The organism is Ferrimicrobium sp. (assembly GCA_022690815.1).
Lineage (GTDB): Bacteria > Actinomycetota > Acidimicrobiia > Acidimicrobiales > Acidimicrobiaceae > Ferrimicrobium.
Map to the genome: position 1 here is coordinate 38,396 of JALCZJ010000018.1, position 12,434 is coordinate 50,829.

At 57.1% G+C, this 12,434-nt stretch carries 11 protein-coding genes; 5 read left to right on the forward strand and 6 right to left on the reverse strand.

Annotated features, from left to right (window positions below; all coding sequences use genetic code 11):
- Window positions 1–24: 24 nt before the first annotated feature.
- The 6 genes from MP439_06990 to aceE all read right to left on the reverse strand — a co-directional run bounded on the left by MP439_06990 (window position 25) and on the right by aceE (window position 8,237).
- Window positions 25–1,494, reverse strand: coding sequence for an MFS transporter (locus MP439_06990; GenBank protein ID MCI2975807.1), 1,470 nt, complete (start codon window positions 1,492–1,494; stop codon window positions 25–27).
- A gap of 280 nt (window positions 1,495–1,774) precedes the next feature.
- Window positions 1,775–2,395, reverse strand: coding sequence for a zf-HC2 domain-containing protein (locus MP439_06995; protein MCI2975808.1), 621 nt, complete (start codon window positions 2,393–2,395; stop codon window positions 1,775–1,777).
- Window positions 2,382–2,873 carry a sigma-70 family RNA polymerase sigma factor gene (locus MP439_07000; GenBank protein ID MCI2975809.1) on the reverse strand — a complete coding sequence of 164 codons (492 nt, stop codon included), beginning with the start codon at window positions 2,871–2,873 and terminating at the stop codon, window positions 2,382–2,384. The genes MP439_06995 and MP439_07000 overlap by 14 nt, the downstream gene beginning before the upstream one ends.
- Before the next feature lie 35 nt (window positions 2,874–2,908).
- Window positions 2,909–4,576, reverse strand: a complete 1,668-nt coding sequence (locus MP439_07005) for a hypothetical protein (protein MCI2975810.1) — start codon at window positions 4,574–4,576, stop codon at window positions 2,909–2,911.
- Between the two features lie 299 nt (window positions 4,577–4,875).
- The gene (locus MP439_07010) at window positions 4,876–5,463 is read right to left on the reverse strand and encodes a Fe-S cluster assembly protein HesB (protein MCI2975811.1); all 588 of its coding nucleotides are present in this window, start codon (window positions 5,461–5,463) and stop codon (window positions 4,876–4,878) included.
- Between the two features lie 23 nt (window positions 5,464–5,486).
- Entirely contained in the window at window positions 5,487–8,237 is a 2,751-nt protein-coding gene (gene aceE, locus MP439_07015) for a pyruvate dehydrogenase (acetyl-transferring), homodimeric type (protein MCI2975812.1), read from the reverse strand.
- 77 nt (window positions 8,238–8,314) lie between these two features.
- Here aceE and MP439_07020 point away from each other — a divergent pair, with 77 nt between their 5' ends.
- The 5 genes from MP439_07020 to MP439_07040 all read left to right on the forward strand — a co-directional run.
- Entirely contained in the window at window positions 8,315–8,743 is a 429-nt protein-coding gene (locus MP439_07020; GenBank protein MCI2975813.1) for a ribonuclease HI, read from the forward strand.
- A gap of 67 nt (window positions 8,744–8,810) precedes the next feature.
- Window positions 8,811–9,575 carry an SDR family NAD(P)-dependent oxidoreductase gene (locus MP439_07025; GenBank protein MCI2975814.1) on the forward strand — a complete coding sequence of 255 codons (765 nt, stop codon included), beginning with the start codon at window positions 8,811–8,813 and terminating at the stop codon, window positions 9,573–9,575.
- A 156-nt stretch (window positions 9,576–9,731) separates the two neighbouring features.
- Complete coding sequence (locus tag MP439_07030) at window positions 9,732–10,664, forward strand: aldo/keto reductase (GenBank protein MCI2975815.1); 933 nt, start codon at window positions 9,732–9,734, stop codon at window positions 10,662–10,664.
- Between the two features lie 67 nt (window positions 10,665–10,731).
- Window positions 10,732–12,117: a dihydrolipoyl dehydrogenase gene (gene lpdA / locus MP439_07035; GenBank protein MCI2975816.1), complete on the forward strand. Its 1,386-nt coding sequence runs from the start codon at window positions 10,732–10,734 to the stop codon at window positions 12,115–12,117.
- Window positions 12,110–12,434 (forward strand): dihydrolipoyllysine-residue succinyltransferase (locus tag MP439_07040; GenBank protein MCI2975817.1); only part of this gene is annotated, 325 nt, incomplete at its 3' end. The genes lpdA and MP439_07040, both read left to right, overlap by 8 nt.

Below are 12,434 nucleotides of genomic sequence, written 5' to 3' on the forward strand. Positions count from 1 at the left end.
TGTTGATGGCGACTGGTTTGCCACTCAATGACGTTCGGCCGTCGATCGGATGATTAAACCATGGCGAATCCGAGTCGCTGAGAGAGCAGCTGCGATGATCAAGAATATCATCGAGGCGTAAAAGGCCGAGTGGAGACCGCTCACAAAGACACTTGCGATCGCGCCGTGTAGCTTTGCAGTTCCGACAAAGATGGCAAAGGCGACCTGTCGTGGAATCGTTCGAGAGGCGATCAGGATCGCCATCGAGAACGAGAAGACCATCCCGGTGTTCTGGAAGGTGCGAAGCATGCCAGAGGCGATTCCAAAGACGTTGCGAGGGGCCGCTTTCATGACGGCTGAGTTGTTGGCCGGGAAGAAGCTGCTCGATCCGATTCCATTGATGACACTTGCGACGACCACCAGCCACAGGCCAGTAGTCATGCCGAGTTGGGCATAGAGTGCTAGCCCAATGATTTGGGTCGCGAGGCCGAAGGTAGCAGGAAGCACAGGTCCGATTTTGTCGGCCATGCGTCCCGAGAATGGTCCAATGGCCCCACCAACGAGATACCCCGGAACCAGGAGTAGCGAGGCATCGAGCGGCGAGAGCCCTCGCGGTCCTTGGAGGTACATGAGAACGAGGAAAAGCACGGCATAGTTGGCAAGACCTTGACACATGGAGGCGAGCAAGGATGGGGTCATGGTGGGTACTCTAAAGAGCGAGAGACGGACCATCGGATCGGACTGGACCCGCTCAATGAGGACGAACACCACGAGAAGGACGACCCCTCCAACCAAGAACAGAATCAGTGTCGTATCGAGCGAGCTGGTCGCCAGGCTAGTAACGGCCCAGAGGATACCGAACAGGCCGAGACCGGCGGTTACCATGCCGGCAATGTCGATCTTACGCTTCTCCCGAGTCCCGGAGTCGTGGAGGACTCGTAGTGCAAGTAAAACCGCAGCGATGCCGATCGGCACGTTGATCCAGAAGATCCATCTCCAGGAGATGAAGGTCACGATGACGCCACCCAAGACGATGCCCAGCACCGCGCCGAGTGAGTAGCCGATTCCGTTGAAACCATAGGCTCGGCCTCGCTTCTCCGGTGGGAAAAGATCAGCGATGACCGCTCCACTGTTGGCGGTCACCAGTGCACCACCGATACCTTGGAGAATACGGAAGGCGATGATCGAGGGCTCATTCCAGGACAGAGCACACAGAGCGGAGCCGACGATGAAGACGACAAAGCCGGTCTCGTACATCTTGACTCGTCCGTACATATCCCCCAGTCTTCCGACCTGCGAGGCGAGGAGCGTCACCACCAGAAGATAGCCGATGATGACCCAGATCACCGAGGAGAGGGCGACATGGAGACCGCGTTCGATCTCGGGCAGTGCGAGTACAACGATCGTGGTGTCGACCGCCGTGATGAGCACGCCGGTCATCACCACCGCCAACGCGAGCCCAGTTCTCGGCGTTGGTCTTGGCGTATCGGTCGGTGTAGCGTTGGTGGCGCTCATCAGGTTCCCTCCCTTGGCAACTGGATGAAAGCCGTGTCCGACTCGCACTACATTTGAGTAATGGCACGGCCATGGAGCTCGTTTACTGGAGAACTTTTGCCATTTAAATCTTAGTTGAATTGTTGTGGAATGCAAATACTTGGCGCTGAGCGGCGATTCACGACATGGTCGCCGTGTGTCAGCTGATCAAAGGTCATGGGCCGTGTCGTGGCCATCTTCTTCCAAAATCTTCCATGAGTTATCGATCAAGAGAGAACGTCCGAGACAAGTCGAGGCGTGTCTATTGGCTCCACGAATCGATAAGGCGTCCGTTGGAGGAATAGACGCCGACCCATTTGATTGCATTGGGTCGATACGGGATCGCCGCATCTAGGGCGATGTTGGTGCGACGCGTGCCGAGCCAGGTGGTCGTGACATGCCCGCTGGTGCTGGCGACGACCATTCGAATCTGCCCCTTGGAGGGAAGGTTCGCAAAGGTCGCACGAACCTGGGTACCCCAAGGCTTCTCATACAGCGCGAGGGAACCAGTGACCCCAGTCGACGGGGATGGCATTGCGATGACACTGGTGGGTTTCGCACTGGTGGCGGGATTGTGAGCCAATGAAAGGCCGATCACGAGACCTGCTGCGGCTCCGACAACGAGTGTTCCGACCCTGGCGAGCCAGCGAAGTCGGACGGATTTTTGTTCCTCGTGGACTGTTGGGTTGGCCATGGGTGCCGCTGCGGTGGAGGCGTCGCGCAGGTTTTCGATGTTTACCACGAGCGACGTCGTTGCGTCTATCGCCTTGGAGCATTCTTCGCAGACGATGAGATGCGCCTCAAAGGCACGACGCTCGGCTGGCGCAAGCGCGCCGAGAGTATATTCGACTAGGAGTTCGTGTAGTGAGTTATCGTCGGTCATGCTCTTGTTCCAGGGCTGCTCGCAGGATTCTGACAGCATAGTGGAGGCGAGATCGCACCGTTCCCTCGGGTATGCCAAGTTGTGACGCGAGGACTACCGTTGGGACTCCTTCGACCAAAACCTGGCGGATCACGAGCTGATGGTCGTCGGTTAACGATTGGATGGCGGATTCGAGAGAGATCCTATCGATGACGCTGATGGTTCCATCGCCACTATGTTCGACATCTACATTGTTCATGCTCGAGAGTCGGTGTGACCGCCGTAGGTGGTCGATGGCGCGGTTGCGAGCAACGACGAGAAGCCAACCCTTGAGCCGCTCCTTGTCGGCTACCAGTGCATCCTTGTGGTCGAGCGCAGCCAGGAAGGTTTCCTGGACGATGTCATCAGCGGTGGTTGTGTTTTTGACCACTCCGTAGACCTGGGCGCGGATAAGAGGGGAGAATGATTCGAACAGATCCTGCAGAACTACTTCGAGCATTCCATCCCCTCTTACCACCATCGCGTTGCCTAGCCTTACTGCAGTGGACCTGCAGCGGCGACGAATGTCATACCCAAATGGGCGCCAGAGCCAGCGAACCCAGCATCTCCGAAGTTGAAGACGCCACCATCCTTGGCCACTAGCCAATAACCAGCACCATCGGGGGTGGCGATTATTCCAAGGACCGGCATATTAAGCGGGTGTTTACCCATGAGGCCAGTCAGCCCGTCGGAGTACGTGTTCCCATAGAACCCAGCATCTCCGAAGTTGAAGACGCCACCATCGGCGCCCACGAGCCAATATCCCTTGCCATCAGGGGTCGAAGCGATCCCAACAATTGGGGATGCGAGTTTCGTGCCGTTGAGCCCACCATAGTTGTGGGCGCTACCGGCGGCATAGACGGAGCCGTTAGCAGTCACTTCCCAATAACCGCTTGCGTTGGAGCCTGCTGCGTAGGCCATCCCAACAACCTTGCCCATCACTTTGGGAGCGGCAGGCATCGATGGGACGCCGAATGCGGTGGTAGCACCATCGGCTTGGGCGAACTGGTAGGACTGGTAGCCATACGTTGGAGCGTTGAGTTCATCAAGCGTGGAGGTATTGGAGTCATCGAAGTAGATTCCGAGACGTCCATGACCCATCGAGGTTGTTGCAAGACCAAAGAGTGCCCCCGCGTTTCCTGTGTCGAGCGTGCGTGTCGCGAGCATACGCCCCGAGGTGGTGAGTTCGACGAGCTCGTTGTTCGAGGCACCATTGACGACCAACAGCGTGTTGTTCACTGGATTAATCGCAATGCCTTGAGGGGCGCTCAAAGCTCCGTTCTGGGCGATCATCATCGGCGTGACGGGGCCTGTTGCCGTGAGTGCGTTGGGTAACGCATAGATCGCGTTGTTGTAATCGTCGGTGACGTACAAGGTTCCGTTGGCAGCGTCATAGGCCATGCCTTGAGGGCCAGCGACGTTACTGGGGGTTAGCGTGGATCCGGCCATGTCTGCGGTCGGTAGGTTCGTGGCGAGAGGGACATAGGTAGCGTTGATTGGCTGACCATTCTTCGTCGTAGCGGTTGGATTGGGATTGAGCCGCCAGACTTGGCCGGTTGTGCCGGTCGCGTTTGGAGTTGCTGCTCCGGCATTGGACCAGAAAAAGGCGCCCGGGGCGAACGCGGCACCCCAAGCACCCTCAAACAGGTCGTGGTTGCCGTTGTAGGAGCTCGTGGTGTTGGTGTAGTTGGCCAGGAGCGTTCCGGTGTTCGAGATCACGGCGTAGCCAGAGGCCGATCCGTCGGTGGCGGTTCCGTAGTACGTCACCCAAACGATGTCTGCTGATGGGTTGATGGCAATACCGACCGGGCCAGTGATGGCTGCATTTTGATAGAAGACCTTCGATGCGCCAGTCGCGGGGTTTACTTCCACGAGTGATGTGCCTTGACCCATCGATGATGCGCTGTTGAAATCAGTAACGAGTAGATCGCCTGCGGTTAGGCTGCCCAGGGTCTTGGGTATCACGGCCAACCCATAGGGATTGGTGTCGCCGTTGGAGCCATTGGTGGAGCCGATCTGGTGGGTTGCCATCTGTGGATAGAGGTGAGCCTCGGCCGTCGGTTGGGCGAAGGCTGCCTGCGGGAGCACGAGCAGACTCAAAGCACCAGCCCCAAGGCCGATGGATAGCAATCTGATAGCTTTGGTTGACGGATGGACCTTCACGTGTGTTTCCCTTCGAGTTGAACAACTGACACCAAGTACGCGTGAGTGATCCTGATTGTTCAACGATGGCAGGAAATTTATTTTACGATCGTCAGCTCCACCGCCTCGGAGCGCATGTCTGTGGGCTCGAAGCTCTGCATCCTTGCAAGTGAATACGTTTTCAGAAGCGTCGAGCGGCGCCCTGCTATGAGAAAATTCGATGGCATGACCAGCGGCGTCGCGCCGTGCTTTGGTCGTGGTCGTAGATTTAGGAAAGAACTCGACGACGGGTGCATCCAAGAGCGTGCCGACAAGCGGCGTCAGACCTTTCGGGCCGCCTTCATGGACGCCTTGAACAGTCGGATCTCCTCAAGGGCTTGTAGAGAACTCGCGTCCGCCACCGAACGCACCTCGTTTGCCCTACCAAAGGGGTCTGATGCCTCCTCCCATCCCGGGGGAGCGACGCCGAAGCGTTTGCCCAATAGCGCGAGAAAGATCTTGGCCTTGTCCGATCCAAAGCCATTAAGAGACTGCAGGCGCGCAAGCGCCGCCGACCCCGACTCTGCCTCCTCCCACAGCGCTGCGGCATTGTTGTGATAATCATCAACGATCCGTCGCGATAATAGGTGACACTTGGAGGCCATGGACTTGGGGAACCGATGGAGCGCAGGCTTTTCGGAAAAAAGATAGACTAGATCCTCATCGCCCAACGATGCAACAGCAGCTGGCTCAAGACTCAGGCCATAATGCTCACGTAGGCGACCATCGAGAACATATGGAGCACTAAACGCACGCTCCATCGGGATCTGTTGATCGAGAAGCATGCCAACCAGCAGACCAAACGGATTCTCTTTGAGAAACTCGTTCGCCCTTTCGTCGGGTGAAAGGTAGATGTCTCCGGTCAGCATGTAGGTGCCTCTCTCAGCGATGGTTAGACGGTTGGGTCATGATGATTGTATACGACACCATAATGGGTGATCGCGTCACTGACCTCCTCTGGCTTGGCATCACCGAGCTTGGCAAGTGCCCCGAGCGTGGCGACCACGATCGATGCCTCATCGGTCTCGAAGAAGCGGCGAAGCGCCTCTCTGGTGTCTGAACGACCAAAGCCATCGGTTCCCAACGATACGAATGGCTGATGGATGAAGGGTCGAATCTGATCGGGCACCAGCTTGACAAAGTCAGTGGTTGCGATGATCGGTCCCTCGGCACTACCGAGCAGCTGAGAGACCCATGGGGTTTCAGCAGACTCACCTGGATTGAGGCGCTCGAATCTTTCGGCCGCTTCGGCGTCTTCCCTGAGCCGCTTGTAGGAGGTGATCGAGTAGACATCACAGACGACATTCCAGCGCTCACGCAGGGCCTCAGCCGCAGCCCTGACCGACGACTGTGCGGTTCCGGAGAACAACAGGGTCGCGTGTCGCTCGCGGTCACGCGGAGTTGCCGACGAGATCGGTGCCAACGACTGTGGCTTCTGTCCAGACGAGAACCGATATCCCCCTCGCACGATCGCGTCGCTCAGCTTTTCAAGGTTTTGGTCGGGATCTACCGCTGGCATGAGGTAGTTCTCATTGTAGGTCGTCAGATAGTAGATGACATCTCGACCCTGGGGTCCAAACATGTCTGCGATCCCATGCTTGACGATCGCAGCGATCTCGTACGCAAAAGCTGGGTCATAAGCCTGTACGTTGGGATATACGGCAGCAAGTATCTGTGAGTGGCCGTCGGTATGTTGCAGTCCTTCGCCGAGCAGCGTCGTTCTCCCAGCCGTAGCGCCAATCAGAAATCCCTTCGCTCGCGCATCGGATGCAGCCCACAAGAGATCACCGGATCGCTGGAAGCCAAACATCGAGTAGAAGAGATAGACGGGAATCATCGGTACCCCGAGTGTGGCATACGACGTTCCTACCGCCGTGAACATCGCCGTCGAACCGTCTTCAGTGATACCCATCTCAAGGATCTGACCGTCCTGGGCCTCGGTATAGGAAAGCAGGAGTCCTGCATCGACCGGCGTGTAGCGTTGTCCGATCGTGGAGTAGATCTTGGCCTCTCGAAAGAGTGCCTCGAGCCCGAAGGTTCGCGCCTCGTCAGGAACGATCGGCGCGACTCGGGGACCGACCAACGGATCCTTCATGAGGTTGCGTAACAACTTCGAGAACACCATGGTGGTCGACACTTGCTGCTTAGCTGACCCAAGGTAGAACTCTTTGAAGACGTCATCACTTGGTGCGGGAAGCTCGGCGCTGCGATTGATGCGACGCGGCAACGACCCTCCTAACTGTTTGCGGCGAGATTCCATGTAGGCAGCTTCGATCGACCCCTCTGGGAGGCGGATATAGGGTGGCTCTTGAGATTCCAACATCTCATCGGTAATTACATCGTTTAGGTGCAGGCGATCGCGGAATTGACGCAGCTGCTCAACAGTCATCTTTTTAATCTGATGGGTCGAGTTACGAGCCTCGATATCGGGGCCGAGTGTCCAGCCTTTGACCGTATGGGCGAGAATCGCCGTTGGTGACCCTCGGTGGTTGACCGCAGCATGGTAGGCAGCGTAGAGCTTGCGGTAATCGTGTCCTCCGCGAGGCAACTGTTGGAGATCCTCGTCACTCAGGTGCTCGACGAGCGCACGCAGCCTGGGATCGGGGCCGAAGAAGTGCTCTCGGATGTAGGCGCCGCTCTCGGTTGCGAGTTTCTGGAAGTCACCATCAGGGGTCGTATTCATTTTGTTAAGGAGGACGCCGTCGGTATCACGGGCAAGTAGTTCGTCCCACTTGGAACCCCAAATGACTTTGATGACGTTCCAGCCAGCTCCGCGGAACGTGGCCTCGAGCTCCTGGATGATCTTTCCATTGCCGCGGACAGGGCCATCAAGGCGCTGAAGGTTGCAGTTGACGACCCAGATGAGGTTGTCAAGGTGTTCACGGCCAGCGAGAGAGAGCGCTCCTGAGGTCTCTGGTTCATCAAATTCCCCATCCCCGACGAAGCCCCAGATCCGGCTCTCAGCCGTGTTGGCGAGGTGTCGATCGTTCATGTAGCGATTGAAGAGAGCATGGTAGATCGACTGGATCGGCCCAAGGCCCATCGAAACCGTCGGGAACTCCCAAAACTCAGGCATCAGCCGCGGATGCGGATAAGACGGGATGCCTAGGCCGTCAACCTCCATGCGGAAGTGATCGAGCTGGTCTTCAGTCAAGCGGCCCTCCAGGAAGGCACGTGAGTAGATACCCGGTGAGCCATGACCCTGGAAGTAGACGAAGTCTCCCGGGGATCCTGCGTCTTTGCCGCGAAAGAAGTGGTTAAAGCCGACCTCGTAGAGCGAGGCTGAGCTTGCATAGGTTGAGAGGTGGCCGCCGATGCCGTCAGCTAGATGGTTTGCCCGCGTCACCATCGCAGCCGCGTTCCATCGAATGAACGCACGAATGCGCCGTTCTACGTGTTCATCTCCGGGAAACCACGGTTCGTTTTCGGGCGCGATGGTGTTGATGTAAGGGGTCGAAACGGTCGCGGGAAACCCAACCTGGCGTTCTCGGGCAGCCTCAAGCAGCTTCATGAGGAGGAAGGTGGCGCGCTGCTTGCCGCGCCCGTCCACGAGCGAGTCGAACGAGTCAACCCACTCTGCTGTCTCTTCTGGGTCGATGTCTGGAATCTGATGTGCAAAGCCGTCGATAATCACATCTACCATTCTTGCAGCTTTTGCCGAAGAGTTCCACCTGTTACACTCCCCATCAGTCAGAATTAATCCTTGAAGGCAGGTGTTAGGTGGCATTGTTGATCTATACCGATGGTGCGTGTCGAGGAAATCCTGGTCCTGGCGGTTGGGCCTGGTTCGAACCCGCCTCCGGCGCTTGGGAGTCGGGAGGGGAGGCCCGGACCACCAATCAACGGATGGAGCTGATGGCGGTCTTGCAGGCACTACGGTCGCATGAAGGAGACATCGCGATTCGGTCGGACTCGACATACGTCGTGAACTGCTTCCGTCAAGCCTGGTGGAAGAAGTGGGAGATCAACGGCTATCGAAACTCCAAGGGTGAACCGGTTGCCAATAGTGATTTGTGGCGACCACTGCTGCAAGAGGTCATGCACGTCGGCAGAAAGGTGACGTTTGAGTGGGTCAAGGGGCATAGCAGCGACCCGCACAACAACCAGGTTGATCTCTACGCCCAAGAGGCTGCTCGCCAGTTTCGCTAGCCACACCTCGGGCGTTCGTTGCTGATTGAATTTGAGTACCGTTCGTTGGCTCGGCTAGATTGACGGCATGGATATACGCGGAGAGGTCGCTGTCATCAGTGGTGGAGCATCGGGCTTGGGACTCGCTACGGCGTCTGCGCTGGCCGATGCCGGTGCAACGGTAGTAATCGCCGATCGTAACGAAGCGGCTGGTAAAGAGGCAGTGGAGAGACTCGGTCGTGGTGCACGCTTCGTCCCCACCGACGTCGCCGATGGGGACGCAGTCGAGCACCTCATGTCGGAGGCTGCCAAGGTTGGCACCATGCGGCTGGTAGTGAATTGTGCTGGCATTGGGATTGCCGAGCGAACAATCGATCGTAACGGCAGGCCGCATGATTTAGAGAGTTTTGAACGCGTGCTGCGTGTCAACCTCTTTGGCACGTTCAATCTTCTTCGTCATGGGGCCAGCTATCTCTCGAAGGTTGAGCCACGCGATGGTCAGCGAGGGTTGGTCATCAACACGGCCTCCATCGCCGCCTATGACGGACAGATAGGGCAGATTGCCTATGCCGCATCTAAGGGGGGTATCGTCGGGCTCACACTTCCAGCAGCCCGAGATCTCTCCAGTGTGGGGGTTCGCGTTGTCACGATTGCCCCTGGAATCATGGATACACCCTTGTTGGGTACGCTGCCAGAGGAGGTGCGGCTTGCGCTCGGTGCCTCGGTGCCGTTTCCAAAGCGTTTGGGCGTCCCGAGTGACTTTGCCAAGCTGGTGCTCTCGATCGTCGATAATGATTATCTCAATGGAGAGGTGATCAGGTTGGACGGTGCTCTTCGGATGCCTCCCCGCTAGAACCAACGAGCGGTGTTAGTGACGTGACGTTGACCACGATCGATCGTGGTCTGTTGATGCTAGGGCCGTAGCAATGAGTCAAGCAAGGATGTCTTCCTAGGTGCCTCTACCCCGCCTCTGATTGGTCGTCACGCCGATAACTCCTAGGCTGTAGCTGTGAGGTATCGGGAAGTAGGCGGTGTCCGGTTTAGCGTGATTGGGCTCGGCACGTGGCAATTTGGTTCTGCGGAGTGGGGCTACGGGAGCGAATACGCGGATCGTGTCGCGTTCGAGTTGGTTGAGGAGGCCCTCGCGTTGGGCATCAACCTGTTCGATACCGCTGAAATGTATGGCTTTGGCCGGTCTGAGCGCATTCTTGGCCAAGCCCTTGGTTCCCATCGACGCGATGCCTTGGTGGCGACAAAGTATGCCCCGATCTTGCCATTACGTGGCATTGGGAGAAAGCACGCGAGAAACTCGGCGGCGCGCCTTGGGATTGAGGAGATTGACCTCTATCAGCTCCATTTCCCGAATCCAGCATTTTCGTTGTCGGCCCAGGTCAATGAGTTTGCCCTGATGTTGCACGCTGGGGATATCCGAATGCTTGGGGTCTCGAATTATTCGCTCGGCGCATGGCAGCGTACCCAGGCATCGGTCAACGTTCCACTTTGGACCAACCAGGTCCACCTATCGCTGTTTGCAAGAAAGCCGGTGCGCGAGATGGTCCCATGGGCGACTGCTCACGACCGATTGGTTATCGCCTACTCTCCCCTCGAGCAGGGTCTGCTCGCTGGTCGTTACGATATCGACGCAAGGCCGAGCAACATGCGACGATTGAGGCGTGAATTTCAGGATCGCACCCTGATGGCATTTCGCCCGGTGCGAGCGGTTATGGAGCGTATAGCCACAAGCCATGGAGCATCGATAGCGCAGGTGGCTCTCGCGTGGGTACTGTCGCACGAGTCGGTGGTCGCAATCCCTGGGGCTTCATCGGTAGCCCAGCTTCGTTCCAATGTTGAGGCAGCCGACTTGATCCTGACCGATGAGGAGTACCTCGATTTGTTGGAGGTTGCGCATCGTATGTGGCCAGAGCGAACCTGGGGTCGCTAGTCGATTTATTACCGGGTCGTGATCTCTACTAAAACTAGTAGGGGGGCGGTGCAAGGAAGGAAGGGTGTTGAGCGAAGAGCAAGCATTCGATGTGGTAGTACTGGGCGCGGGTCCCGCCGGATACGCCGCTGCACTCTACGGTGCGTCAGCAGGTCTCAAGGTTGGCATTGTGGAACGCGATCGGGTTGGTGGTACTTGCCTGCAGCGGGGTTGTGTTCCGGCGAAAGAATATCTTGAAACGGCTGCTGTTTACCGTGGTATCCGTGGTGCGGCGGAGTTTGGAATCACCAGCAGCGACCCCATTGTCGATTTCGCGGTTTCGCAGAAGCGTAAACAGTCCGTTGTCGACAAACTTACAGGTGGTCTTGCTGGCTTGATGAAGGGCCGAGGTATTGTCACGTACGCCGGTAATGGAGTTTATGAAGGCAATGGAAGGATCGCCGTTTCAACGGGTGAGACCATTGTTGGAGACAGCGTCATCCTCGCTACAGGTTCTCGGCCACGCACGATCCCGGGATTTGATGTTGATGGGAATTATGTATTGACCTCTGATGAGGTGTTGTCGTTGACGGAGCTGCCAGAGGCTGTAGCTATTGTTGGCGGTGGGGTCATCGGCTGCGAATTTGCGTCGTTGATGGCCGATCTTGGTTGTCGTGTCACGATTGTTGAGGCGTTACCTCGGCTACTTCCTGGCGTTGATCAAGATCTGGTTGACGTCATGGTTCGGTCATTCAAGAAGCGTGGGATCCAGATTAAGACTGGCGTAGGCGTCACTGGTCACACTCCCAACGGGGCTGAGACGACGCTTTCGCTTGCGGACGGCACGACGATTACCGTTAATCAAATAGTCGTTGCCATCGGTAGGCGTCCAAACTCCGAGGGCATTGTTGACGGCCAGGCGTCTGTCACGATCTCAGACAGAGGTTTCGTCGATGTGGATGGCAGCTATCGAACCTCGGAGCCTGGGGTTTATGCAGTTGGAGATCTGATCGACACTGCTCAGCTGGCTCATGTAGGGTTTGCTGAGGGCGTTGCTGTTATCAAGACGATCCTCGGCGAAGTATCGCCGTCAGTGGACTACTCGAGGGTGCCCTGGTGCATCTATACCCATCCTGAGATCGCATTTGCAGGATTGACCGAGGAGCAGGCTCGAGAGCGTGGTTACGACCCGATCGTAAAAAAGGACCCGTTGGGTGGTAATTCCCGAGCTCGCATCATTGGTGAAGTCGATGGATTCGTAAAGGTTGTCGCCGACAAGGCGACCCACCAGATCTTGGGGGTCCACATTGTGGGTCCTTGGGCAACCGAACTGCTTTCGCCAGGCTATCTTGCCGTTAACTGGGAAGCAAGTGCCGAGGAGTTGGCACAGTTCATCCAACCACATCCGACGCTTTCTGAAGCGTTTGGTGAGACAGTATTTTCGCTAACCGGAAGGAGTTTGCACGTTGGCTGATGTAATTATGCCTCAATTAGGGGAGACTGTAACCGAAGGAACGATCACAAAGTGGCTCGTTCAAGTCGGTGATAGCGTTGAGATCGATCAACCGTTTTTCGAAGTGTCAACCGATAAGGTTGACTCAGAGGTCCCGGCCACGGCATCGGGAGTCGTGACTGAGATCCTTGTTCCCGAAGGTGATACTGTTGCGGTTGGGACGGTAGTCGCTCGGGTAGGTGACGCTGGCTCAGCTCCACAACCAGCCCCAGCTCCACAACCAGCCCCAGCTCCACGACCAGCCCCAGCTCCACAGGCGGCCCCAGCCCCACAACCAG

What these genes read in the sequence shown, in the direction of transcription:
- MP439_06990 (MCI2975807.1), bottom strand. Translation starts at nt 1,494, where the DNA reads ATGAGCGCCACCAACGCTACACCGACCGATACGCCAAGACCAACGCCG.
- MP439_06995 (MCI2975808.1), bottom strand. Translation starts at nt 2,395, where the DNA reads ATGACCGACGATAACTCACTACACGAACTCCTAGTCGAATATACTCTC.
- aceE (MCI2975812.1), bottom strand. Translation starts at nt 8,237, where the DNA reads ATGGTAGATGTGATTATCGACGGCTTTGCACATCAGATTCCAGACATC.
- MP439_07000 (MCI2975809.1), bottom strand. Translation starts at nt 2,873, where the DNA reads ATGCTCGAAGTAGTTCTGCAGGATCTGTTCGAATCATTCTCCCCTCTT.
- MP439_07025 (MCI2975814.1), top strand. Translation starts at nt 8,811, where the DNA reads ATGGATATACGCGGAGAGGTCGCTGTCATCAGTGGTGGAGCATCGGGC.
- MP439_07010 (MCI2975811.1), bottom strand. Translation starts at nt 5,463, where the DNA reads ATGCTGACCGGAGACATCTACCTTTCACCCGACGAAAGGGCGAACGAG.